Here is a 23929-nt window from a genome sequence, read left to right as displayed (position 1 = left end):
CAGAAATCCCTCCACAGTTTTCAACGATCAACCATAATTTCCCCCACCCCCAACCCACGAATCCGCTGCCCCGATGTGGCAAATCGATCAGGTGACGCTGCGCTTGTTCATCGCCGTGTGCGAGGAAGGCACGATCGCGCGCGCGGCCGAGCGTGAGTTCATCGCGCCGTCGGCGGTCAGCAAGCGGCTCGCCGATCTCGAAGCGCTCGTCGATGTCGCGTTGCTGTCGCGCAGCCAGCGCGGCGTGCGCGCCACCGCCGCCGGCGAAGCGCTGTTGCGCCACGCGCGGCTCATCATGCGCGGCCACGAACGCCTGCAGGCCGAGCTCAGCGAGTACGCGGCCGGCGCGCGTGGGCATGTGCGCGTGCTCGCCAACGTGTCGTCGATGGTGGAGTTTTTGCCCGAGGCGTTGTCGGCGTTTCTGCAGGCGAATCCGGCGATTCGCGTCGACGTCGAGGAGCGCGTCAGCGCGGACATCGTGCGCGGACTCGAAGAGGGTGTGGCCGATCTGGGCATCTGCCGCGACACGGTGCCGCTCGGCAGTCTCGACATGCTGCCGTATCGCGCCGACCATCTCGCGCTGATCGTGCCGCGCGCGCATCCGCTCGCGGGCGAGGCGCAGATCGGCTTCGAGCAGACGCTCGGGTTCGATCATCTGGGGCTCGCATCGAATGCGTCGGTCAATGCGCTGATGCAGCGCATCGCGCTGGAGAAGGGCAGCGAGTTGAATTACCGCACCTATGTATCGACGTTCGACGCCGCCTATCGCTTCATCCAGGCGGGTCTCGCGGTCGCGATCCTGCCGCGCGAGGCGCTGCCGCGCCATGCGGCCGACGAGTACGGCATCGTCGCCGTGCCGTTGCGCGAGGCTTGGGCCGCGCGGCGCTTCGTGATCTGCATGCGGGATCGCGCGGCGTTGACGCTGGCGGCCGCGCGATTGCTCGAGCATCTGCTGAGCGCCAGATAAGACGGGCGACACGCCTCGTCACCCGCGCCTTCGCCACCTCCCCAGACAAACCCCTAAGCATTTCACCCAGGCGAGCGCCAAAGCCCGCCCCATCGGCCTGAGCGGCCATCGCGAGCGGCGATGGTGTGCTTCGCCAAAGCAGACTTTGCCGCGCGTCGTCACGCGGGCACGCTGTGATCCAGTCAGCGCATCACTTCCATCCAAGGGGCCTCTGAAGCCCGCGTCCACGACCAGGATTCCAACCAATGAATGAAACCCGCGAGCGCGTCGTCGTGACCGAGGTCGGTCTGCGCGACGGTCTGCAAAGCATTGCCCGCATCATGTCCACCGACGACAAGCGGCGCTGGATCGACGCCGCCTACGCGGCCGGCGTGCGCCACATGGAAGTCGCGTCGTTCGTGCCGGCGAAGCTGCTGCCGCAAATGGCGGACGCCGTCGACGTAGTCGCCCACGCCCGTAGTTACGACGATCTCAGCGTGAGCGCGCTCGTGCCGAACCTGAAGGGCGCGCAGCACGCGCTCGAGGCTGGCGTAGAGCGCATCGTCGCGCCGATTTCGGTGAGCGCCGCGCATAGCGTCGCGAACGTGCGCAAGACCCCCGCCGAGATGATCGACGCGTTCGCCGCGATGCGCGAGCTGATCGATGGCGCGCCCCCGGCAGGTGGGCGCCGCGTCGAGTTGATCGCCGGTTTGTCGACGGTGTTCGGCTGCACGCTGCAGGGCGCCGTGCCGTACGCGGATATCGCCGCGATCGCGCGCGCCGCGGTGCAGGCCGGCGCCGACGTGATCGCGCTCGGCGATACGACCGGCGAAGCGACGCCGCGTCAGGTCGGCGAGGTCATCGAGCTGGTGCGCGACGTCGCGGGCGACAGGCTGCGCTCGCTGCATTTCCACGACACGCGCGGCCTCGGGCTTGCCAACACGCTGGTCGCGCTGCAGCACGGGATCCGCGAGTTCGATGCGTCGCTGGCTGGTCTCGGCGGCTGTCCGCATGCGCCGGGCGCAACCGGCAACGTCAATACCGAAGACCTCGTGTTCATGCTCCACAGCATGGGCTACGACACCGGTATCGACATCGCGCGGCTACTCGCATCGCGCGCGGTGCTGGCGCAAGCGCTGCCGGGCGAGCCGCTGTACGGCTATCTCGCGCGAGCGGGACTACCGAAACAGTTCGCGCACGCGCAAGCGGTCACGCGCGACTCCGCCAGCTACGCCGAATCTTTGCGTTGTCCCCATTCTTCCGTTCCGCAGGTGCCGCAATGACTCCGCTTTCCTCCGCTACTTCAGCTTCGTCGTCGACGTCCTCGCCGCAGCCGGGTACCTTGCCGCTCGCGGGCATCCGCGTGATCGAGTTGTCGCATATGGTGATGGGTCCGACCTGCGGCATGATTCTCGGCGACCTCGGCGCCGAAGTGATCAAGGTCGAGCCGCCGCGCGGCGACAGCACGCGCCGGCTGCTCGGCACCGGCGCGGGCTTTTTCCGCACCTTCAATCGCAACAAGAAGAGCCTCGCGCTCGATCTCGACAGTGAAGCCGGTCTCGCCGCGCTGAAGCAACTCGTCGATAGCGCCGACGTCTTCGTCGAAAACTTCAAGCCCGGCCGCATGGCGAGTCTCGGCCTCGATTACGCGACGCTGCGCGAGCGCAATCCCAGGCTGATTTACGTGTCCCACAAGGGCTTTCTCAATGGTCCGTACGACCATCGTCTGGCGCTCGACGAAGTCGTGCAGATGATGGCGGGCCTCGCGTACATGACCGGTCCGGTGGGCCGTCCGCTACGCGCGGGCAGCTCGGTCAACGACATCATGGGCGGCATGTTCGGCGCGATCGGCGTGCTGGCGGCGCTGCACGAACGGCACGCGAGCGGCCGCGGCAAGGAGGTGCAGAGCGCGCTGTTCGAGAACTGCGTGCTGCTCTCGGCGCAGCACATGCAGCAGTTCGCGGCGACCGGCGTGGCCGCCGCGCCGATGCCCGAGCGCATCAGCGCCTGGGCCGTCTACGACGTGTTTACGCTCGCGCACGGCGAGCAGATGTTCATCGCCGCGACCGGCGACGCGCAGTGGCGCGCGCTGTGCGCGATTCTCGAACGCGATGATCTGCTCGCCGATGCGCGCCTCGCGACCAACAACGACCGCGTGCTCGCGCGCGGCTGGCTGCTGCAGACGCTCGGCGAAAGCCTGAGCCGTTTCGACGGCGCGACGCTCGTGCCGCTGTTCGAGCGCAATCACATTCCGTTCGCGTCGATCACGAAGCCCGAGGAGTTGTTCGACGATCCGCACCTGAACGCGAGCGGCGGCCTCGTGCCGCTGACGCTCGACGACGGCAGCGAAACCGCGATGCCGTTGCTGCCGATTTCGCTCGACGGTGCGCGTCTCGGGCCGCGTCGGCCGATCGCGAAGATCGGCGAGCACACCGTCGAGGTGCTGCGCGAACTCGGGTTCGACGACGCGCGGATCGCGGAGCTCGGCGGTGGCGTGCAATCGCGGGCGCCGCGCGCGGCTGCGTGAGCGTCGTGCCGCGCTTGACCCGCTGCAGCGGGCAATAGACCAATAATTCTGGAGACAGACGATGAAATCGTCGAATCAGGCGATGTACTCAACGGCGCTCGGCGATGCCGGCGCGCTCGACGGCTCACCCACGGACGCGGGCGCGGATGCGGCAGGCTCGGACCGCGCCGGCGCGATCGCGCTCGACGGCGCGCGCATTTCCGCGCGGCTCGACCGGCTACCCGCGACCCGCACGATCTGGCAGCTCGTGATGCTGCTGAGCTTTGGCATGTTCTTCGAACTCTACGACCTGATGTACTCCGGCTATATCGCGCCGGGACTCGTGCACAGCGGCCTGCTGACGGCCACGACGCGCGGCCTGTTCGGCACGAGCGGCGTCGCGAGTTTCATCGCCGCGCTGTTCGCGGGCCTGTTCATCGGCACGGCGGCGTGCGGCTTTCTCGCCGACCGCTTCGGCCGGCGCGCGATCTTCACCTGGTCGCTGCTGTGGTACACGGCGGCCAACGTCGTGATGGCGTTCCAGCACACGGCGCTCGGATTGAACTGCTGGCGCTTTATCGCGGGAGTCGGCATCGGCGTCGAGATCGTCACGATCGGCACGTATATTTCCGAACTCGTGCCGAAGCACATTCGCGGGCGCGCTTCGGCGTGCTCGCAGGCGGTCGGCTTCTGCGCGGTGCCGATCGTCGCGTTCCTGTCGTATCTGCTGGTGCCGCAACGCCTGTTCGGTCTCGACGGCTGGCGTGTGGTCGTGCTGATCGGCGCGATTGGCGCGATCGTGGTGTGGTGGATTCGCCGTGGCTTGCCGGAGAGCCCGCGCTGGCTCGCGCAAAAAGGCCGCCTCGACGAAGCCGACGCGGTGATGACGCGTCTCGAAGCACGCGTCGCGCGCGAGTATCGGCGCCAATGCGGCCTGCCGTTGCCCGAGCCCGCGCTGCCCGAACCGGTGCGCGCGCGGGCCGCGTTTCGTGATCTGCTGGTGCCGCCGTATCGTAAGCGCACGCTGATGCTGATCATCTTTCACGTGTTCCAGACGATGGGCTACTACGGCTTCGCGAACTGGATTCCGACGCTGCTGATGAAGCAGGGCATCACGGTGACGACGAGTCTGATGTACGCGAGCATCATCGCGATCGCGGCGCCGCTCGGGCCGTTGCTGGGGCTGCTGATCGCCGATCGCTTCGAGCGCAAGACCGTCATCGTCTGCATGGCGGCGGTCAACGTCGTGTGCGGACTCGCGTTCAGCCAGGCGCGCGAGACGGTGCTGCTCGTGAGTCTCGGCGTGTGCCTTGTGCTCGCGGGCAACATCATTTCATACAGCTATCACGCGTACCAGGCCGAACTGTTTCCGACCGGCATCCGCGCGCGCGCGGTCGGCTTCGTTTACTCGTGGAGCCGGATTTCGGCGATGTTCTCGGCGTTCGTGATCGCCGCCTGCCTCGGTCGCTTCGGCGTGAACGGCGTGTTCGTGTTCATCTCGGGGGCAATGGCGATCGTCATGGTCGCGATCGGTACGCTGGGACCGAAGACGCGCGATGTCGCGCTCGAGGATCTTTCGAAGTAGCTAGGGCCTGTTCACGCTAATAACGGGCCAGCCCCTTGAAGGTTTTTTTAAAACAGGGGAACGTGCCTTTCCGCCCGTATTGCGGCGTCGGTCGTCGCTTGTTTGGCTCGGCCAAACGGCGCTCCTCTCTCCTTGCACTACGCGCGGAAAGGCACGTTCGCAAGCCCGTTATTAGCGTGAACAGGCCCTAGGAGTCCTGGCGAGTCTCGTCGTTGCTCGACAGCCGGTCCGATACGTTGCCGAGCAGCAGCGCGAGCAGCACCACGCCGATCATTGCGAACAGGAACCCGCCGATCATCGTGGCAAGTATCAGCGTGATCCATGAAATGCCGTCCATGTATGCGGTTCCAGCGCGTTTGTCGGGGGCATCGTAACCCGTTCAGAACCACTTTTATGTGCGCTTGCCCGCCGTAAACCTGTCAGGCGACGCCGAACTATCGTCGCGTCGTGCCATTACGCGGCGCGTTCTCGACGGGTGTCACAGTCGTTGCATAGGGATGGCGGACTTCGTTCGCTGTCCCCAACCCCCTTTGCGGAAACCTCGTAGTCCATTTCCGCAATCGATTGGCGGAAATGCACCCGCTCGCACCCGACTTATTCCGCCATTGGCCCATCTATTGCGGGGACGCTAAAGTCGTCCGATATCCGTGTTTCAGGTTTGAAACGTTAATTGCCACGTTAATATTCCCGCCATCAATAAAAATAGATTAAATAATCTGTTCTGGCGCGTTGAGTGCTTGCATTGGACGGCCGAAGGGTCGGTTGCGCGGCGCTTGCGCGGATCGTCAGGGGAAGTTGTCGATGCAGCCGGACCCGCTGGGTAGGGCCGGGGGTGTTTCACTCATCGATAGCCCATTCCGGCAAAAAATCTCTTTTAAAATGCCGCCCGGTGGGTACATAAGGCGGGACACGCCGCTTTTCGAGTAGCCGCGCAGTGTGCGCTGGCGTACGCATTCATTTTTTAAATTGCATTAAGATTTGCGAGTGCATATTCAACCATATGCGGTTAGACATTAATCCAGTGAAAAGACGGTCGTTTCGGTATTGTGCCGAATTGCACTGGCCGATCACGTATTCATAGTGCCAATATGTCTGCACTTTCGGACATGACGGCAGAGCGCCGGAGGCCGTCGCTATGATGCATTGCGCGGAGTTCGCATCGTGCGTGATCGTAAAAGGTGTAGTAGATCGTTTTCTGTCGAGAGGATGACTATGACCTGCGCGAGTCTCGAGTCTGCAATGCTGCGCTGGGTGCATGCTCCGAACAAGGGCGTGCGTCGTGTCGCGATTCTGTTGTTCAACGACTGCTCGCTGCAAGGGGCGGGCGTGATCGCCGAGGTGTTCCAGGCTGCCAACGAACTCGCCACTTCCGGTTCGGGCGCGTGGCTGTACGACGTGTCGTTCTTGTCCGCCGGCGGCGGCATGGTGACTTCGTCGTCGGGTTTGCGCGTCTGGACCGACGGACTCGACGCGCGCCATTACGGCGGCTTCGACGCGCTCTATGTGGCGGGCGGCAAGGGCGCGGCGTCGGCGGCGCGCGATGAGCGTCTGCTTGGTTGGCTGCGGCGCGTGCGTCGCAACACCGCGATGATCCGGCCGATCGCCGAAGGGCGCGCGGTGCTCGACGCGGCGGCCCTGCCCGAGGACAAGGACGGGAGCGACCCGCGCCAGCCGGCCTTGGCCAGAAATGGCGCGGGCTCGGCGGAGCAGGGCGTCGTCGACCTTAACGACCGGCTGGAATCGATGCGCAGCGCGCTCGCGATGATCAAGCGCGATCTGGGCAACGCGACCGCGCGCTCGGCTGCCGAGCGGCTGCTGTCCGACTCGTGCACGAACCTCGCGCCGCTGCTCGGCGAGGACGGCGGCATGAGTCCCGGCGACAAGGTTCGCGCGGCGGCGCGCTGGCTGCAGGAAAACTGCCAGCAGGCGATTTCGATTGCGGATGCGGCGCAGTTCGCGGCGATGAGCGAGCGCAACTTTCTGCGCCGCTTCAAGATGGAAATGGGTATCACGCCGTCGAGTTTCCTGTTGCACGAGCGCCTCGCGGTGACGTGCAGCCTGTTGACCGAATCGGAATTGCCGGTCGACAAGATCGCCCGGCGCACCGGGATGGGCAACGGCGACCGGCTCGCGAAAGTGTTTCGCAAGCGGATGAGGATTTCGCCGACCGAGTTCAGGATTCAAAGCCGCCGCATGGCAGGCGCGTAGCACCGACGGAGCCAGCCCGGTAACCGCGCGTGACAGGCGGGGACTGGTCCGTTGTTCGTCGTACCTTGCAGATCGAAAAGGATTCCCGATATGTTGACGCAGGCAGGTGTGAGCGCCCGATCCGTCGAGCCGAACGGCGCAAGCGCCGGGGTTGCTGGCGCGCGCTGCGCGCACATCGTCCCGGTCATTCTCGCGGGCGGCTCGGGCACGCGGCTTTGGCCGGTGTCGCGCGAAAACTTTCCGAAGCAACTGATCGACGTGGTCGGCTCCGACTCGCTGCTGCAGGCGACCGCGCGGCGGCTCGAGAGCTTCCCGGCGGGCTGGAGCGTCGACGCTTCGCCGATCGTCGTGTGCGGCGAGGAGCATCGCTTCGTGATCGCCGAACAGTTGCATGAAAACGGCGTCGACGCGCGTCTGATCGTCGAGCCCGCGCGCCGCGACACGGCGCCCGCGCTGACGCTCGCGGCATCGCTCGCGTGCGCGGCCGGCGACGACGCGATCCTGATCGTGATGCCGGCCGACCACGCGATCGCGGACGTGCCTGCCCTGCAGCGCGCGCTAGCGTGCGCGGCGCACCACGCGAGCGAGGGCGCGATTGCGACGCTCGGTGTGCCGCCGACGCGTCCCGACACCGGCTTCGGCTATATCCGGATCGGCGCGGCATTGGCCGCTGGCGGCCACACGATCGACGGTTTCGTCGAGAAGCCCGCCGAGGAAATCGCGAGGCAATACCTGGCGGCCGGCACCTACTGGTGGAACAGCGGCATCTTCATCGTGCGTGCGCGCGTGTGGCTCGATACGCTCGCGGCGCTGCGGCCCGACATGCATGCGCCGTGCGCAACCGCGTTCGCGAGCGGCAAGCAGGACGGCGACGTATTCCGGCCATCGCACGACGCGTTCCTCGACGTGCCCGCCGATTCGATCGACTATGCGGTGATGGAGCGTTTGACCGAACCGGCGCCGGCGCAAGACGACAGCGCGAGCAACGTCGAAGCGCAAGGCGCGGCACAGAACGATATGCAAGCTCAAAGTCGAGCCGCGGTCATTCCCCCCGGCGTCGTGGTCCCGCTCGAAGCCGGCTGGTCCGACCTCGGCTCATGGGACGCGGTATGGGCCGCGATGGAGAAGGACCCGAACGGCAACGCCGGGCGCGGCCGCGTGGCGTTCGAAGGCGCGGTGTCCTGCTATGCGCATTCGGAAGGGCGGCTCGTCGCGTGCGTCGGCACCGCGAACGTCGTCGTGGTCGAGACCGCCGACGCGGTGCTCGTGGTGGATCGCTCGCATGTGCAGGACGTCAAGGGGCTCGTGTCGCGCATCAAGGCGCAGCATGCGCCGGAGGCCGACGCGCATCGCAAGGTGCGGCGCCCGTGGGGCTTCTACGACTCGATCGATCGCGGCGAGCGCTTCCAGGTCAAGCGCATCGTCGTGACGCCCGGCGCAAAGCTGTCCCTGCAACTCCATCATCATCGCGCTGAGCATTGGGTGGTCGTGCGCGGCACCGCGCTCGTCACGCGCGGCGAAGAGCAGTTCCTGCTCAGCGAAAACGAATCGACCTACATTCCGCTCGGCACGCGTCACCGGCTCGAAAACCCCGGCAGGGTGCCGCTCGAAATCATCGAAATCCAGTCGGGTACCTATCTCGGCGAAGACGACATCGTGAGGTTTGACGACAACTACGGCCGCTGCCCGTAGGCAGCCCATGCACGCCCCTTTTTGCATACAGGAACGGCAGAACGAGGTAAGTAAAATGCGCAAGTTTCAGGATCTGCTCGCGCGGATTTTCGATGTCGCTCTGGTATTGGCGGGTGCGACCGTGGCGTCGCGGATCCGCTTTGATTATCTCGGCCAGTCGGGTTTCTACTGGGCGCTGGTGATGTTTTCGGCTGCGTTCGCGCTCGCGATCTTCCCCGCGTTCGGCCTCTACGAATCATGGCGCGGCCGCTCGAAGCTCGGGCTCGCCGGTCAGGTGTCGCTCGCGTGGCTGATCGTGCAGGCCTGCGCGCTCGTGCTGATGTACTCGTTGCATCGCATCGATATCGTGTCGCGGCTGTGGTTCTCGTACTGGACCGCGGCGACGGGTGGCCTGCTGATCGCGAATCGGGTGATCGCGCACGCGGTGCTCGCGCGGGCGCGCGGCGCGGGTATGAACCTGCATCAGGTGGCGATCGTCGGCAGCGGTTCGCAGTGCGATGCGCTCCTGCGCCGCATCGAGTCGGCGCCGACCGCGGGCTTTCGCGCGACCGCCGTCTACAACACGCGCCCGGACGACTCCGGCGTGACGAATCCGCGCGTGCCGGTGTTCGATCGCGTCGATCTGCTGGCCGACTACATCCGCACCAACGACGTGCACGAGCTATGGCTGATGCTGTCGCTGTCCGAGGAGCCGCTGATCTGCGCGCTGATCGACGAGTTCCGCGACGACCTCGTGAATATCCGCTTCATGCCGGACGTGCGCAGCCATGCGCTGTTCGAAGGCAGTGGCGTGGTCGATCTGCTCGGCGTGCCGGCGATCAATCTGGTCGCCTCGCCGCTGTCGGCCAACGCGATGCTGAAAAAGGAAGTCTTCGACCGGCTGTTCGCCGCGGCCGCGATCATTGCCCTCGCGCCGCTGCTGCTTGGCATTGCGATCGCGGTCAAGCTGTCCTCGCGCGGACCGGTGCTGTTCAAACAGAAGCGCAAGGGCGCGGACGGCCGTGTGTTTACGATCTACAAGTTCCGCTCGATGCGCGTGCATACCGAAGCGAAGGGCACCTTGAGCCAGGCGACGCGCAACGACAAGCGCGTGACGAAAGTGGGCGCGTTTCTGCGCCGCACGAGCCTCGACGAGTTGCCGCAATTTTTCAACGTGTTGCGTGGCGACATGTCGGTCGTAGGACCGCGTCCCCATGCGCTCGAGCACGACGACCTCTATCAGAAGGTGGTCGCGGGCTATATCAATCGCTACCGGATCAAACCGGGAATCACGGGCTGGGCGCAAATCAACGGCTTCCGTGGCGAAACCGACCGCATCGAGAAGATGGAGCGTCGCGTCGAACATGACCTGTACTACCTGGGTCACTGGTCGTTCGCACTCGACATGCGGATCATCGGCGCGACGATTGTCGCCGGACTGGTGCATCGAAACGCTTACTAGAAAGTCGATAACAACGCCTCGGGGCGAAGGAGTAAAGATCATGAGCTCACTTGGTTTTCGCACAGGAAGTCTTGTGGTTTTCGCAAGCGCAGCATTGCTTTCCGGATGTCAGGTCGTACCGGGACAACGGATGGTCACGCCGGCCGCGATTCAGGAGACGGGTGGCGAATTCAGTACCGAAGGCTCGCAGCAGAAGCAGATTCCGATCACCGATATCAATCTGGAACTGGTGAAGAAGATGAATGCCGACCAGACTGCCTCGGTGTTGCCGCCGACGACGACGGGTCTGTTCGGCAAGCCGGCCATGTACAGGGTCGGCCCCGGCGACGTGCTGCAGATCGTCGTGTGGGATCACCCGGAACTCGCGGCCGCGCTGGGACAGCCGCCGACGACCTCGCGCCCTTCCGATGCAATGCCGGGCTTCCTGATCGACGAGCACGGCGACATCCAGTTTCCGTACGCGGGCAACCTGCATGTCGCCGGCAAGGACGTCGCGACGATCCAGCGCGAGCTGTATTCGCGGCTGAGCAAGGTCTATCAGAAGCCCGAGGTGACGGTGCGCGTCGCGTCGTTCCGTAACGCGACGGTGTATATCGATGGCGAAGTGCGCACACCGGGCACGCAATCGATCAACGACATTCCGCTGTCGCTGACGAACGCGATCGGCCTGAGCGGCGGCTTCAACGCGACCGCGGATCGCAGCCGGGTCGATCTGATCCGCGACGGCAAGACCTATAGGCTGAACATCGACGAGCTCATCAAGCGCGGCCTCAATCCGTCGGATATCTATCTGCAGCCGGGCGATACCGTGCGCGTGAACGGGCGCGAAGACAGCGGCGTCTACGTGATGGGCGAAGTCAACAAGCCGGCCACGGTGCTGCCGTTGCGCAACGGCTCGCTGACGCTGTCGCAGGCGATCTCCGACGGCGGCAGCTTCGACTCGAATACGGCTTCGGGGCAGCAGCTGTTCGTGATCCGCAATTCGACCAGCGACTCGCCGCAGATCTATCACCTCGATGCGACCTCGCCGGTGGCGATGCTGCTCGCGAACCAGTTCGAGCTGCAGCCGAAGGACATCGTGTACGTCGGTCAGGGCGGTCTGGTCCGCTTCAACCGTGTGTTGAACCTGCTGTTGCCCGCGATCAACGCGGCGGTGACGGGAGTCGTCGTGTCGAAGTGACGCTTGCGTGACGCGATATCTGAACCGGCAGGCCTTGTTGGGTGAAAACATGGCAATCAATTACGAAAACCGTTACGCCGGCGTGTATGAACCGGGGCAGTTGCATCTGTCGGACTACGTGCGCACGATCGTGCGCGGTTGGCGCACGATCCTCACCGTGGCGCTGATCGCGCTCGCGCTCGGTTGCGCGTACGCGTTCCTCACGCCGCCGGTCTATCGTTCGGACGTGCTGTTTCACGTCCAGGACAGGACGGCGAACGCGGTCAACGTCAATGCGAACGGCCGGGACGCGGCGGCGCCGCTTCCCGGCGCGTACGATTCGAAGCCGTCGACCGCGGCGCAGATCGAGCTTTTGAAGTCGCGTCTCGTCACCGAGGAGGCGGTCCGCGCGCTGCACCTCGACATTACGGCGAAGCCGCGTTATCTGCCGGTGATCGGCAGCAGGATCGCCGGACTCGTGAACGGGCACTGGTGGTTCCGGCTGCCGTCGTTCGTCAACCTGCGCGGGTTCGCGTGGGGTAACGAGAGCATCGCGGTGTCGCGCTTCGACACGTCGAAGGACTTGTATGGCGAGACCTTCACGCTAGTCGCGGGCGCCGGCAACACCTTCATGCTGCGCGATCCTCACGGCAGCGCGATCCTGTCGGGGCGCGTCGGCGAGACCGTGCAAACCGATACCGCGGTCGGCCCGGTCACGCTGCACGTCGACACACTGGTCGGCGCGCCCGGCTCGCGTTTCGAGCTGACGCGCGCGTCGACGCTCGGCACGGTGGAGCGTCTGGCGAAGACGATGGTCGTGCAGGAAACGGCGGAGGACTCCGGCGTGATCCGCGTGAGTCTCGAAGGCGCCGATCCGGCGCTGACCGCGGCGATCGTCAACAACGTGGCGCGCCAGTTCGTGCGGCAGGATCTCGCGAGCCGTTCGACCGAATCCGACCACACGCTCGCGTATCTCGAACAGCAACTGCCCGACGCGCGCAAGGCGCTCGACGACGCGGAAGAGCGCTACGGCAAGTTCCGCAATACACATGGCGCCGTCGATCTCGGTGAAGAAAGCAAGCTGCTGCTGCAGCAGATCGTCGACAACAAGACGAAGCTGCTCGATCTGCAGCAGCAGCGCGCGGAGCTGTTGCAGCGTTTTACGCCGAATCATCCGATGGTCGCCGCGCTCGATGCGCAGATCGCCGCGTTGCAGGGCGCGCAGAGCACGATGAACCACAGCGTCTCGACGATGCCCGACACCGAGCAGACCGCGCTGCGTCTGCAGCGCGACGTGCACGTGAACACCGATCTGTACATGAACCTGCTCAACAGCGTGCAGCGACTGCGGGTCGCGCAGGCGGGGCAGGTGAGCGGCGTGCGCGTGGTGGACTTCGCCGAAACGCCCGACGATCCGGTGTGGCCGAAGCGCATGCTGGTGATCCTGATCTCGCTCGGCGGCGGCCTCGCGCTCGGCTTGCTGCTGGTCTTCTTGCGGCGCGCGATGCGCGGCGGCGTGGAGCGCCCGGACGAACTCGAGGGGATGCTCGGCGTGCCGGTATTCGCGGTGGTGCCGCGCAGCCAGACGCAATTGCGCCTGCAGGAAAAGGTGTCGCTGCGCCAGCGCGGGCAGCATGTGCTGGCGCAACAGGCGCCCGAAGATATCGCGGTGGAAGGGGTGCGCAATCTGCGCACCTCGCTGCAACTGTCGCTCGATCATGCGGCCAACAACGTCGTGATGATCACCGGCTCGCGGCCCGATGCGGGCAAGTCGTTCCTGTCGGTGAATCTGGCGACGCTGGTCGCGTCGGCGAACAAGCGCGTGCTGATCATCGACGGCGACATGCGACGCGGCGACGTGCATTCGCATTTCGGCGTCAGCCATCGGCCGGGACTGTCCGACGTGCTGTGCGGCGGCGATCTCAACGCGATGATCCAGCGCGACGTGCTGCCCAACCTCGACGTGCTCGCGAAAGGCACGCTGCCCTCGCACCCGGCCGAACTGCTGATGAGCAAACGCTTCGAAGCGATGCTCGAGGTGTTGAAGCCGCAATACGACGTCGTGATCATCGACACGCCGCCGGTGCTCGCCGTGACCGACTCGACGCTGATCGGCAAATACGCGGCGACGACGCTGCTCGTCGTGCGGCATGGGCGTCAACCGCTGCATGAGATCGTCGAAACCACCAAACGCCTGCGTAACGGTGGCGTCGGTCTGCGCGGCGTGCTGCTCACCGACGTGCCGCAGGAAGCGGCGTTTCTCGGCTCAGGGTATCAGGGCGGCTATTACGGCTACGACAGCATCGCCGGCTGACACTGCTGCCCGCGCGCGCGTCTTTCGGGGCGCCGCGCGGGCGGGCGTGGTCGACTGCACGCCCGTGCCGCCGTCCCGCGAGATACCTCGCAATCCTTAGTGGTGACGCAGCAGATCGCGCAATGCGCGCGACTCTTCCGGCGTCGGCTGCATGGTTTGCCACGCCGACTCGTGCGACGCGAGCGCGACGAGCCGTAGCGCGGCCTTGCTGCTCGAATCGATCCGCAACGCTTCGTTGGCGTTGTGCGACGCGCACTCCCACTGTCCCACGTTGCTGCAGCCGCGCGCGAGGCTCAGCAACGCGTCGCGTTGCTGCTCTAGCGTGCTCACCTGGGCGCGCATGCTGCGCGCGTCGCGATTGTCGGGCTGCGCGGTGATTACGGCGGCGAGGCGTGCTCTGGTCGCCGCCAGATTGCCTCGTCGCAGATAGCCGTGCGCGGCTTTCAGATTGCGCTCGGCGTCGGCGCGCTGTTTGTCGGCTTGCGTGAGCGGGGCGGCCATCGTGTCGGTGTTGCTGTTGGTGCTGGTCGACGCGAGCGCCGTGCCACGCGGCGTGGGCGCGGAGATGGCCGCGCTCGATGTCTTCGTTGACGCTACGGCGCGCGCGGTCGTGACAACGGGCGTTGACGGTCGCGCTGCGGTCGGCGTGGTCACAACGACGGGCGTTGACGGTCGCGCTGGGACGGGCGCGGTCGCCACGACGGGTGGAGCCGATCGCGCTACGGCAGGCGCGGTCGCAACGACCGGCGGTGACGATGGCGCAACGGTCGGTGCGGTCGCCACGATGGGCGGGCTCGATCGCGCTACGGCAGGCGCGGTCGCAACGACGGGCGGTGACGATGGCGCAACGGTCGGTGCGGTCGCCACAATGGGCGGGCTCGATCGCGCTACGGCAGGCGCGGTCGCAACGACGGGCGGTGACGATGGCGCAACGGTCGGCGCGGTCGCCACGATGGGCGGGCTCGATCGCGCTACGGCAGGCGCGGTCGCAACGACCGGCGGTGACGATGGCGCGACGGTCGGTGCGGTCGCCACGATGGGCGGTGCCGGTGGCGCGACGGGGGCCGCGTGCACGTTCGCCGGTTGCTGCCGCGCGACGACAACGGGACGCGGCCGTTGGGCGACGATCGACGCCGGCTTCGGCGCCGCGGCAACCGACGGCGCCGCATTCTGCGCAACGTTCTGTGCAGGGGCTTGGCCAGGGTTGTCCGGGCGCACCGTGCCGAAGACCGTGACCGGCGTGTCGACGCTCGCATCGTCGTCGTTGAATAGAACGAAGCCGACGTACACGATGCCGAGCGTCGCGAGCGCGGCTGCGGCAAGCGCGAGCGGATGCCGCCGTCGACGCCCGCCCGGCTCGAACGTCGCTTCGTCGATCAGATCGTAGGGGCTCATCTTCGTTTGTGCGGAGCGTCGCGACGAACGGTCCGCGGGCAAGCTCGCGGCCGCTGGCAGCGGTTCGAGTTGCGTGCGCGATGCGCTCAGCGCCCGGGATCGCGCGGAGCGCTCGCCGGGCTTGTCGTCCGTATCGAACGAATCGATCGGCAGCGCATGGCATGCGGGACACGGCGAAAAGCGGCCCGACAGCGGCACGCCGCAGTATGCGCAGTGATGGAAAAATGGCTGGTCGGAGGTCGTGTCGCCCGGCATGGCCGTGTCGCTCCACTGGCGCCGAAGGGCGGCGCCATCAAAAAGAATGTATGCAACGACGCCCGCAAGCGGCGTCGGCCGGACTACTGGACGACGTAACCGCGCGCCTGCATGCACGCGCCGTAGGCGGCCCAATAGCGGGTCATCGGCGGCTCGGGCGCGGGCAGCGGCGGCAGCTTGACGTTCGACGCCAGCGAAGCGGCCGCACCATCCGACGCGCCGGGTGCCGCGTTCGCACTGGGGCCCGTTGCCGCTGCCGATGCGTTCGGCGGTGCATTCGCCGCCTCGGTGGCTGGCGCGCCTGGCGCGCTGGCGCCGGCCGCGGCTTCGTTCACCGGTTTCGCCGACGATGCACCGCCAGGCGCTTGCGCGCCAGCCAACGGCGCGCTCGCGGCTTCGGGCGCGCTCGCGCTCCACGGCAGCGGCGTGGCTGAGAAGGAACTAGGTGGAAGCGGCGGTTTCGACGGTACGCCGGTCGACGCACCTTTGGCCGCGGGCGGCTGACGCGGCGGAATCTGCGACTCGTGGGCCATGTTGACCCCGGTCACGCGGTTCGCCTCGGCGTAGCACATCGCGTTGTCGATGCTGCGCTCGTAAGGGCTCTGACTTCGGATCGGATAGGTGACAGGCCGCCACGCGAACGCGGCAGTGCTCGTCACCAACAGCGTCAGTACGGTATATGTTCTAAATGCCATCGCAGTCACTCCCGCAGCGATGTCTCGCCTTTTTGTGTTTGATTTCGTGTCGTGCTTTCGTTCTGTGCTCGTTGCGCGTCGTGTTCGAGCTCGTTCTCATGCCTGGCGCTCGTGCTTCTGTCGCGGCCTGCCGATCGGCCGTGGCGTTGCGGTGCTTGCGCCACCGCTCCCCGGAACGGGCACGTCGCGAATGCCGCTTTAACGAGCGTAGCACCGCAGTTTGGCCACGCGATGCATCGGATAGCGCGCGAAAACGCCATCGTGCAGTGCAATCAGGACACAATCGGCGAGGCGGCGTTGAAGATCGGGACAATCCCTGGTCGCCACGAAGGATCGTCAGGAGTCGAAGATGAAAAACCTATCGTATCGCTATCGGCCGCTTTGCGCAGCGTTCTGTCTGTCGGTGCTGTCGCTCGCCGCGCCGCTCGCGAGCGGCGCGAGCGACGCCAACATGAGCGCGGAGACGGCGGGCGAGCGCGCAAGCTTCGCGCGGGCGTTTTGCGACGTGTCGCCCGAGCGGATCGACGCCTATAAGGAGCGGCTCCGAAAGGTCCTGACCGGTGCGACCGATTTCGATCAGCACTGGGACACGGGCTGGCACCGCGCCGACATCACCAATAGCCAGATGAACGCACTGCGCGAGCGAGATCCGAAGGAATTCGCGGCGCGCATCAAGGTCAATTGCGAACGGCTCAAGTGGATGGCGGGTAATGCGTTGCACCGGCCTGCGCAGAAGTGAAGTGAAACGAGCGTGCTGTCGGGCGAGCGAAACTGGCGGATCGTGGCCTGATGCAGAAGGCTTCGCCGGGCTGAATCTCGCGCGGCTGTAGTCGACGACACGCGAACCGACTGGAACCGGAAGCTTTTTGCATCAATCGACGGTTTCGGGCATAAATACACAATATTATGACTTTCGCTTAATGTTCGGCCAACCGTCGAGTAGTCTGCAGATGTAACTCTCAACGACTTTTCGAGCATGTAACTAATTCGCGAATATCGTTTGGTCCGTACTGCGGCACATTTGCGGCGGTAATGAGGCCTGCTATATGTGAATATTAGCTAACGTAATGCCGGACCGGACCGACCGTCTGCTCGGCAAGCTTCCAGATCAAACACTGTTTGACCTTTTGCCGTTATCGTTTCGAAGTGAGGAGCGGTTATGTTGAACCCGAAGACGTTCGGACACTTCCTTTGGCTCGTCCGCAAGACGTGGATAACACGCGGGCCGCGTTTGTACTACTCGCAGTTTGGAGAGGACGCGGTGTTGCGCGAGATAATCAGTCCCCGGTGCAATAAGGGTGTTTATGTCGACGTTGGTGCATACCACCCTGTCAAGTTCTCGAACACACATGCGCTTTACAAGCGTGGTTGGCGCGGCATCAACATAGACATGGATCCGGTGAAAATTGAAGCGTTTTCTCTTGCGCGGTTTGGTGATGTCAATGTACGTGCGGCCGTCTCGAACGAGAAACAGCTCAAGGAAGTCTATAATTTTTCGAACTATGGGTTGACTTCGACCATAGATCCCATAGTGGCTGCGGCCGAAGTCCAGAAGCCTATCTCCGTCCGGACCGTTGAAACCACCACATTGAACGACGTTCTCGAGCACACCCCGTACGCCGATCAGGAAATCGATCTGCTTTCCATTGACGTGGAAGGTCACGATTACGAAGTCTTGCGATCGATTGATATCAGCAGGTATAAACCAAAAATCATTATTGTGGAGTCTACGCTGACTTCGATAAGGGAAGTCTGGGGTGTCCATTTAACCGGAGTTGAGCGTAGACTGGGACAATGGAACGTCCCCATGCCAGCACCCACTATCCCAAGTCCCTTGGGGAGTTTCAGGCATGGTTCCCGACTGATGCAGACTGCCTGGACTATCTGGAATGGCTGCGATGGCCTTGCGGCTTCGTCTGCCCGTCCTGTGGTCATCCGGGAGGATGGCGGCTTGGGGACGGCAGGTTCATGTGTACTGCATGCGGGAGCCGCACGTCAGTGATGGCAGGCACCGTCTTTGACCGGACCCGTACTCCCCTTACGGTGTGGTTTTCGGTCTGTTGGCATTTTGCTACCGGCAAAGACGGGATCTCGGCGCTGAGTTTGAAGCGGACCCTCGAGATCGGCTCCTACCAGACAGTGTGGGCTATCCTTCATCGCCTGCGGTCTGTGCTCATTCGCCCCGATCGGGAGCGCCTTTGCGGGACGGTGGAGGTGGACGAAACCTACATCGGAGGCAAAGAATCCGGACTTTCGGGAGGCCGTGCCAAAGGGAAGAAGATCCTGACGTGTATCGCGATCGAGATCGCGGAGCCGAAGGGATTCGGGCGCTGTCGGATGGCGCCGGTGGCGGATGCCTCCTCAGAATCGCTTCGCTCCTTCGTGTTGGATAACGTCGAGCCGGGGGCGACGGTCATCACCGATGCCTGGCAGGGTTACCGGTGGCTGGAGAAGAATGGTTACATCCATGACCGCCGTAGCCAGCGGGCCGCGTCGGCGCGGGGCGAGGACCCCGAAGAACTTCTGCCAGGTGTGCATCGAATAGCGTCCCTTGCAAAACGTTGGCTCCTGGGCACCCACCAGGGAGCGGTGGATTCTGCACACTTGCCCAGTTACCTGGACGAGTTCGTGTTCCGTTTCAACCGCCGCCGCTCACGTAGCCGAGGGATGCTGTTCTACCGGATCCTGGAGCTTGCTGTCGCCCATGGACCGGTTCGTTACCAAAACCTTGTTATGAGCCAGAGGCCAAAGGCTGTTCCTCCCAAGCCGCCGAGGCAACGCGGACATCCGCCCAGCCTGGAGCGACCTTCGCCGAGCCGCCCGTGGAGGCAAAACGCTAACTCCGGTTAAATGGACACCCCATGGGGAAGTAATAGCTTCCGCCATATTTCGCTATCTGGAGGAGCGCAATTATCGACTGGTCAGTTGGACATATTTGTCGCTGATCTTCAGAGTGGAAAGATCTCAAATCTTTCGCACTCAGTTATAGCGTTACGGTTCTGCAAGTATCGTCCTTGCAGCTGCTATCAATTTCACAATCCCGCTATCAACGGCCGCTGCAACGGTCCAGATATACTTGGACCGACTGGTGCCTCAGCCGCCAAGCACATTCATGAGCCCCCTCGACTTGCCTGAAGGCTGACTATCGTAACGGCCCGCGCTTATGGGGGATTTCCCTGGGTTTGACGTTTCGAGCGGGCGCTCCGCTCCGAAGTCGCTGCCTCGTCATGGCTCGCCTCTTCCTTCACGAAGGGCCGAATCTCAACGCAACACGTCGGTAAATTATTGTTTTCTTAGAGAAAATGCCGAACGGCAGACGTTCCGCACGGGGCGGGTTCAAGCCCGAGCGAATCACGTTTGAGGCTGAGTGAACTTCGACCGCGTTCCCCGCTTCTTGAATTTGTCACTGCCCGTCCATATAATTAGCACTCGCTGCACGAGAGTGCTAACAACATCTCCGGTTGGCTCGGCCAGCCGGGTTTTTCTCAGCGTTCTTCAGTCTCAATCAGAGAGGAGTATGTATGAACCTTCGTCCTTTGCATGATCGCGTGATCGTCAAACGTCTGGATCAGGAAACCAAGACCGCGTCGGGCATCGTGATCCCCGAAGCCGCAGCGGAAAAGCCGGATCAAGGTGAAATCCTCGCAGTCGGCCCGGGCAAGCGCGACGACAAGGGCGCAGCCATTGCGCTCGACGTGAAGGTCGGCGACCGCGTCCTGTTCGGCAAGTACGCAGGCCAGACCGTCAAGGTCGACGGCAACGAACTGCTCGTGATGCGCGAAGAAGACATCATGGCCGTGGTGCAGAAGTAAGCGCAAGGTCGCTACTTCACCGGTTATATCCTAAGTATTCAAGGAGTTAGAAGATGGCAGCTAAAGACGTCGTATTCGGTGATTCCGCCCGTGCCAAGATGGTCGAAGGCGTGAATATTCTCGCCAACGCCGTGAAGGTCACGCTGGGTCCGAAGGGCCGCAACGTGGTTCTCGAGCGCAGCTTCGGCGGCCCGACGGTCACCAAGGACGGTGTGTCGGTCGCGAAAGAGATCGAACTGAAAGACAAGCTCCAGAACATGGGCGCGCAAATGGTCAAGGAAGTCGCTTCCAAGACCAGCGACAACGCAGGCGACGGCACGACGACCGCTACGGTTCTCGCGCAATCGATCGTCCGCGAAGGTATGAAGTACGTCGCATCGGGCATGAACCCGATGGACCTGAAGCGCGGTATCGACAAGGCCGTTACAGCCGCAATCGAAGAACTGCGCAAGATCAGCAAGCCGTGCACGACCAACAAGGAAATCGCCCAGGTTGGCGCGATCTCGGCGAACAGCGATTCGTCGATCGGCGAGCGCATCGCTGAAGCAATGGACAAGGTCGGCAAGGAAGGCGTGATCACCGTCGAAGACGGCAAGTCGCTGCAAGACGAGCTGGACGTCGTCGAAGGTATGCAATTCGACCGCGGCTACCTGTCGCCGTATTTCATCAACAACCCGGACAAGCAAGTCGCCGTGCTCGAGAACCCGTTCGTGCTGCTGCACGACAAGAAGGTGTCGAACATCCGTGACCTGCTGCCGGTGCTCGAGCAAGTCGCGAAGGCTGGCCGTCCGCTGCTGATCATAGCTGAAGACGTCGAAGGCGAAGCGCTCGCAACGCTGGTCGTCAACAACATCCGCGGCATCCTGAAGACCGTTGCCGTCAAGGCTCCGGGCTTCGGCGATCGTCGTAAGGCGATGCTGGAAGACATCGCGATCCTGACCGGCGGTCAGGTCATCGCTGAAGAAACCGGCCTCACGCTCGAGAAGGCAACGCTGGCTGAACTGGGCCAGGCGAAGCGCATCGAAGTGGGCAAGGAAAACACCACGATCATCGACGGCGCTGGCGAAGCAGCGAACATCGAAGCTCGCGTCAAGCAAGTGCGCACGCAGATCGAAGAAGCGACCTCGGACTACGACCGTGAAAAGCTGCAAGAACGCGTCGCCAAGCTGGCAGGCGGCGTTGCAGTGATCAAGGTCGGTGCTGCGACCGAAGTCGAAATGAAGGAAAAGAAGGCACGTGTCGAAGACGCACTGCACGCAACGCGCGCGGCTGTGGAAGAAGGCATCGTGGCGGGTGGCGGCGTCGCGCTGATCCGTGCACGTACGGCAATCGCTGGCCTGAAGGGCGCTAACGCCGATCAGGACGCAGGTATCAAGATCGTTCTGCGCGCCATGGAAGAGCCGCTGCGCCAGATCGTCGCCAACGGTGGCGAAGAAGCGAGCGTCGTCGTGGCAGCGGTTGCTGCTGGCAAGGGCAACTACGGCTACAACGCAGCGACCGGCGAGTACGTCGACCTGGTCGACGCAGGTGTCGTGGATCCGACGAAGGTGACGCGCACGGCGCTGCAAAACGCCGCTTCGGTTGCTGGCCTGCTGCTGACGACCGACGCAGCTGTCTGCGAACTGCCGAAGGAAGATGCTCCGATGCCTGGCGGCATGCCCGGCGGCATGGGCGGCATGGGCATGGACATGTAATTCCGCTCGGGCCTCGTGGTCCGGCCGCGTGGTTGAACTGCCGCGCGTCTGGATCACGGCCGAGGCCCGGCTGGAAGTCCATGTGGGGAGTGCGCCGCGAGGCGTTTCCCCAAACGAAAAAACCCGCTTATGCGGGTTTTTTTTCGTTTGGGGCCGGCGTTGATGTGCTTGCTGGCGAGCGCTTCCGGACGCCCTTTTGTCCGGATCAGGCGCCCGCGGCGTGAGCCGTGCGATGAGAGGACCTTCCGAGGCACTTTTCGCGCAGGTAGTGGAAGATCTGCGCGACGCTTTGCGCGGGGCTCAGCGTTCCCGTGTCGACGTGCAGGTCGGGATCGATCGGCGCTTCATAGGGCGCTGATACGCCGGTGAACGAGCTGATCTCGCCAGACCTCGCTTTCGCGTAAAGACCTTTGGGATCGCGGCTCGCGCAGGTGGCGAGCGAGGCGGACACATAGGTTTCGACGAACTTGTCGGCTCCGATGATCGCGCGCGCCATTGCCCGATCTTCGCGTAGCGGCGAAATCAGCGCGGAAATCACGATCAGACCCGCGTCGTTCATCAATTGGGCGACGTGCGCGACCCGGCGGATGTTTTCGCGCCGGTCGTCGGGCTCGAATCCAAGGTCGCTCGCCAGACCGTGCCGGATGTTGTCGCCGTCGAGCACATAGCAGGCGTGACCGAGCGCGATCAGTTGCTCTTCGAGCGCAAACGCGAGCGTCGATTTGCCGGCGCCGGACAGGCCGGTCAGCCAGATCGTGGCGGGCATCTGATCGAACATGCGTATGCGGTCCTGCACCGCGATCTTGCCGTGGAAGCGTTGCACGAACTGGGGCGGCTCTTTCATGGATAGGTTCTCTTGGCTCTTCTGGCTCATTCGCAGTGCCAGCCTTGCCGCCACGTGCCGGCGTTGTGCAGGCTTTCCGTGGAATTGGCAATGGTAACGCGAAAGCCTTGCGGAATATCGTTCGGCAGTGGAATTGAAAATCCGCTGTATGCGCTCGGATAGCCGGCGCTCGCCACATCGGGCCGCGGCTCGCCGCTGCAGCCGGTCGCGACGATCTGCGTGCCGACCCGTACCTCGAGCGGCACCTGCCGCTGCGGCTCGCTCAGGTTGACGGCCCAGCCGCACACTACGCCGTCGCGCACCGTGTCGACAAAACCGTCGAACAGGTCGACCGGCGGACGCTGCCGGCTTCGCGCGAACTCCAGATAGGTGTCGATCGGCGCGAGATCGAAGCGGCGGATCACCTCATGCACGCGCGACAGGAATGAGGCGTCGAAGCCGAAAACGGTCGAACTATAGACGTGCGGATTGTCGAGCTGATCGATTTCGGACTGAATCACGCGGACCAATTCGAGCGCATTCGAAAAGACGCTGCCCGTTTCTTTCGCATAAGCTTCCACGATCTGACTTGCGTCGCGGAACAGTTCGTAATCGAGGCTATTGTCCTCGATAAATTTTTGTCTTGTTGCGTCGCTTAAGTGAGCCTTGCCCTTCGCCGTGCCATTGGTGCGATTCGCTTCGAAATAGAACGGCAATTTCATCCCAGTCGAACCGCAAAGCCGCAGTAAGAATTCGCTCATGTCCTCGCAGACGCCGACGGTGCCGATCTGTTCGCGCAAATGGATTCGCGCAACGGCGAGGCTCGTGTTGGTTAGCCACTGGCTCGCCGCTCAACATGTGCACGAACAGGTTCTTGCCGCCGAGCGATTCGCTGACCCACTCGTCGAGCGACAGCACACCTTGCTGCGCCAGAGCTTCCGGCGTGGACACACTGACGCCGCGTGTGACCTCGCCGTTCTTGCCGTTCGCCGCATACCAGTAGTGCGAGATCTGGCGCGCGAGCGGATCGCGCAGGATCGTGCAGTAGTTGACCGGATGTTTGATCATCCGATGAATGCCATACGGGAGATGACCGCCGCCTACCTGCGTCTCGAGCAGCTTCGCGCGACAGTTTCCCCAGCCATCCTGATCCCAGACAAAGCTAATGAATTGGTCATTACCTTTATTCAAATCAAAAAACGAAATAACGGTCGAACCGCCGCATTTCGGTGGATGGATGAAGAAGGCGGGAAATGACATGTGGGGACATATGACTTATCGTGATGCGTAAAGTCTAGACAAAAGATGTCATCGGCGTTGTAACGTTTGATTACGCGGTAAAACGTCCGGTTGCATCGCCGACAGCAAGATTCATGCGGCTATGCAAAATAAATTGACTAGGAT

20 protein-coding genes and 2 pseudogenes are annotated in these 23929 nt (G+C 63.7%); 16 read left to right on the top strand and 6 right to left on the bottom strand.

Annotation, left to right across the window (positions count from 1 at the left end; all coding sequences use genetic code 11):
* The first annotated feature begins 73 nt into the window (after positions 1–73).
* From OKW38_RS15990 to OKW38_RS15975, 4 genes are all read left to right on the top strand, one after another.
* Complete coding sequence (locus OKW38_RS15990; protein WP_429362269.1) at positions 74–967, top strand: LysR family transcriptional regulator; 894 nt, start codon at positions 74–76, stop codon at positions 965–967.
* 245 nt (positions 968–1212) lie between these two features.
* A complete protein-coding gene (locus OKW38_RS15985) occupies positions 1213–2229 on the top strand; it encodes a hydroxymethylglutaryl-CoA lyase (RefSeq protein ID WP_429362267.1) in 1017 nt (338 codons plus the stop codon).
* Positions 2226–3473 (top strand): CaiB/BaiF CoA transferase family protein, encoded by a 1248-nt coding sequence (locus tag OKW38_RS15980; RefSeq protein WP_429362265.1) that lies wholly within the window; start codon positions 2226–2228, stop codon positions 3471–3473. Before OKW38_RS15985 ends, OKW38_RS15980 begins: the two co-directional genes overlap by 4 nt.
* 61 nt (positions 3474–3534) lie before the next feature.
* Positions 3535–5037: an MFS transporter gene (locus OKW38_RS15975; protein ID WP_090803252.1), complete on the top strand. Its 1503-nt coding sequence runs from the start codon at positions 3535–3537 to the stop codon at positions 5035–5037.
* 187 nt (positions 5038–5224) lie between these two features.
* On the opposite strand, the gene OKW38_RS15970 is transcribed toward OKW38_RS15975, so the two are convergent.
* The gene (locus tag OKW38_RS15970) at positions 5225–5374 is read right to left on the bottom strand and encodes a hypothetical protein (protein ID WP_167368625.1); all 150 of its coding nucleotides are present in this window, start codon (positions 5372–5374) and stop codon (positions 5225–5227) included.
* A gap of 875 nt (positions 5375–6249) precedes the next feature.
* Here OKW38_RS15970 and OKW38_RS15965 point away from each other — a divergent pair.
* The 5 genes from OKW38_RS15965 to OKW38_RS15945 all read left to right on the top strand — a co-directional run bounded on the left by OKW38_RS15965 (position 6250) and on the right by OKW38_RS15945 (position 13851).
* Positions 6250–7245, top strand: a complete 996-nt coding sequence (locus OKW38_RS15965; protein WP_429336612.1) for a helix-turn-helix domain-containing protein — start codon at positions 6250–6252, stop codon at positions 7243–7245.
* A gap of 90 nt (positions 7246–7335) precedes the next feature.
* The gene (locus OKW38_RS15960; protein WP_429335828.1) at positions 7336–8937 is read left to right on the top strand and encodes a sugar phosphate nucleotidyltransferase; all 1602 of its coding nucleotides are present in this window, start codon (positions 7336–7338) and stop codon (positions 8935–8937) included.
* Between the two features lie 55 nt (positions 8938–8992).
* A complete protein-coding gene (locus tag OKW38_RS15955; RefSeq protein WP_090803256.1) occupies positions 8993–10378 on the top strand; it encodes an undecaprenyl-phosphate glucose phosphotransferase in 1386 nt (461 codons plus the stop codon).
* A gap of 40 nt (positions 10379–10418) precedes the next feature.
* Positions 10419–11558, top strand: a complete 1140-nt coding sequence (locus tag OKW38_RS15950; protein WP_167368626.1) for a polysaccharide biosynthesis/export family protein — start codon at positions 10419–10421, stop codon at positions 11556–11558.
* A 49-nt stretch (positions 11559–11607) separates the two neighbouring features.
* The gene (locus tag OKW38_RS15945) at positions 11608–13851 is read left to right on the top strand and encodes a polysaccharide biosynthesis tyrosine autokinase (protein WP_429362263.1); all 2244 of its coding nucleotides are present in this window, start codon (positions 11608–11610) and stop codon (positions 13849–13851) included.
* 96 nt (positions 13852–13947) lie between these two features.
* On the opposite strand, the gene OKW38_RS15940 is transcribed toward OKW38_RS15945, so the two are convergent.
* Complete coding sequence (locus OKW38_RS15940) at positions 13948–14352, bottom strand: hypothetical protein (RefSeq protein ID WP_429362261.1); 405 nt, start codon at positions 14350–14352, stop codon at positions 13948–13950.
* A 1-nt stretch (position 14353) separates the two neighbouring features.
* Between OKW38_RS15940 and OKW38_RS15935 the strand changes: the two genes are divergently transcribed.
* On the top strand, positions 14354–15238 hold the full coding sequence (locus OKW38_RS15935) for a hypothetical protein (protein WP_429362259.1): 885 nt from the start codon (positions 14354–14356) through the stop codon (positions 15236–15238).
* Positions 15239–15319: 81 nt separating this feature from the next.
* Positions 15320–15463, top strand: coding sequence for a hypothetical protein (locus OKW38_RS15930; protein WP_429362257.1), 144 nt, complete (start codon positions 15320–15322; stop codon positions 15461–15463).
* Between the two features lie 121 nt (positions 15464–15584).
* Here OKW38_RS15930 and OKW38_RS15925 read toward each other — a convergent pair whose 3' ends face one another.
* The gene (locus tag OKW38_RS15925) at positions 15585–16196 is read right to left on the bottom strand and encodes a hypothetical protein (RefSeq protein ID WP_429335831.1); all 612 of its coding nucleotides are present in this window, start codon (positions 16194–16196) and stop codon (positions 15585–15587) included.
* A 349-nt stretch (positions 16197–16545) separates the two neighbouring features.
* Between OKW38_RS15925 and OKW38_RS15920 the strand changes: the two genes are divergently transcribed.
* From OKW38_RS15920 to groL, 5 genes and pseudogenes are all read left to right on the top strand, one after another.
* The gene (locus OKW38_RS15920) at positions 16546–16935 is read left to right on the top strand and encodes a hypothetical protein (RefSeq protein ID WP_090803262.1); all 390 of its coding nucleotides are present in this window, start codon (positions 16546–16548) and stop codon (positions 16933–16935) included.
* Positions 16936–17355: 420 nt separating this feature from the next.
* Positions 17356–17925, top strand: a pseudogene (locus OKW38_RS15915) (FkbM family methyltransferase); the annotation flags it as partial.
* Between the two features lie 65 nt (positions 17926–17990).
* Positions 17991–18929, top strand: a pseudogene (locus OKW38_RS15910) (IS1595 family transposase); the annotation flags it as partial.
* Positions 18930–19717: 788 nt separating this feature from the next.
* A complete protein-coding gene (gene groES / locus OKW38_RS15905) occupies positions 19718–20008 on the top strand; it encodes a co-chaperone GroES (protein WP_008923887.1) in 291 nt (96 codons plus the stop codon).
* 53 nt (positions 20009–20061) lie between these two features.
* A complete protein-coding gene (gene groL, locus OKW38_RS15900; protein WP_184062186.1) occupies positions 20062–21702 on the top strand; it encodes a chaperonin GroEL in 1641 nt (546 codons plus the stop codon).
* 205 nt (positions 21703–21907) lie between these two features.
* On the opposite strand, the gene cysC is transcribed toward groL, so the two are convergent.
* From cysC to OKW38_RS15885, 3 genes are read right to left on the bottom strand one after another with little or no spacing between them, the layout of a single operon-like run.
* Positions 21908–22546: an adenylyl-sulfate kinase gene (cysC, locus tag OKW38_RS15895; protein WP_090803263.1), complete on the bottom strand. Its 639-nt coding sequence runs from the start codon at positions 22544–22546 to the stop codon at positions 21908–21910.
* 26 nt (positions 22547–22572) lie between these two features.
* On the bottom strand, positions 22573–23106 hold the full coding sequence (locus OKW38_RS15890; protein ID WP_429362255.1) for a hypothetical protein: 534 nt from the start codon (positions 23104–23106) through the stop codon (positions 22573–22575).
* 37 nt (positions 23107–23143) lie between these two features.
* Positions 23144–23785, bottom strand: a complete 642-nt coding sequence (locus tag OKW38_RS15885; protein WP_429362253.1) for a hypothetical protein — start codon at positions 23783–23785, stop codon at positions 23144–23146.
* Positions 23786–23929 lie beyond the last annotated feature (144 nt).

The organism is Paraburkholderia sp. MM5496-R1 (assembly GCF_050436205.1).
Lineage (GTDB): Bacteria > Pseudomonadota > Gammaproteobacteria > Burkholderiales > Burkholderiaceae > Paraburkholderia > Paraburkholderia tuberum.
Note: the sequence above shows the minus strand (reverse complement) of the source record. Positions and strands in the feature narration are given on the sequence as shown.

Bases quoted from the DNA above. Each gene is read 5' to 3' on its own strand.
- OKW38_RS15975 (WP_090803252.1), top strand. From the start codon at position 3,535: ATGAAATCGTCGAATCAGGCGATGTACTCAACGGCGCTCGGCGATGCC.
- OKW38_RS15920 (WP_090803262.1), top strand. From the start codon at position 16,546: ATGAAAAACCTATCGTATCGCTATCGGCCGCTTTGCGCAGCGTTCTGT.
- OKW38_RS15990 (WP_429362269.1), top strand. From the start codon at position 74: ATGTGGCAAATCGATCAGGTGACGCTGCGCTTGTTCATCGCCGTGTGC.
- OKW38_RS15980 (WP_429362265.1), top strand. From the start codon at position 2,226: ATGACTCCGCTTTCCTCCGCTACTTCAGCTTCGTCGTCGACGTCCTCG.
- groL (WP_184062186.1), top strand. From the start codon at position 20,062: ATGGCAGCTAAAGACGTCGTATTCGGTGATTCCGCCCGTGCCAAGATG.
- OKW38_RS15925 (WP_429335831.1), bottom strand. From the start codon at position 16,196: ATGGCATTTAGAACATATACCGTACTGACGCTGTTGGTGACGAGCACT.
- OKW38_RS15955 (WP_090803256.1), top strand. From the start codon at position 8,993: ATGCGCAAGTTTCAGGATCTGCTCGCGCGGATTTTCGATGTCGCTCTG.
- OKW38_RS15970 (WP_167368625.1), bottom strand. From the start codon at position 5,374: ATGGACGGCATTTCATGGATCACGCTGATACTTGCCACGATGATCGGC.
- cysC (WP_090803263.1), bottom strand. From the start codon at position 22,546: ATGAAAGAGCCGCCCCAGTTCGTGCAACGCTTCCACGGCAAGATCGCG.
- OKW38_RS15965 (WP_429336612.1), top strand. From the start codon at position 6,250: ATGACCTGCGCGAGTCTCGAGTCTGCAATGCTGCGCTGGGTGCATGCT.
- OKW38_RS15960 (WP_429335828.1), top strand. From the start codon at position 7,336: ATGTTGACGCAGGCAGGTGTGAGCGCCCGATCCGTCGAGCCGAACGGC.
- OKW38_RS15950 (WP_167368626.1), top strand. From the start codon at position 10,419: ATGAGCTCACTTGGTTTTCGCACAGGAAGTCTTGTGGTTTTCGCAAGC.
- OKW38_RS15940 (WP_429362261.1), bottom strand. From the start codon at position 14,352: ATGGCCGCCCCGCTCACGCAAGCCGACAAACAGCGCGCCGACGCCGAG.
- groES (WP_008923887.1), top strand. From the start codon at position 19,718: ATGAACCTTCGTCCTTTGCATGATCGCGTGATCGTCAAACGTCTGGAT.
- OKW38_RS15885 (WP_429362253.1), bottom strand. From the start codon at position 23,785: ATGTCATTTCCCGCCTTCTTCATCCATCCACCGAAATGCGGCGGTTCG.
- OKW38_RS15945 (WP_429362263.1), top strand. From the start codon at position 11,608: ATGGCAATCAATTACGAAAACCGTTACGCCGGCGTGTATGAACCGGGG.
- OKW38_RS15985 (WP_429362267.1), top strand. From the start codon at position 1,213: ATGAATGAAACCCGCGAGCGCGTCGTCGTGACCGAGGTCGGTCTGCGC.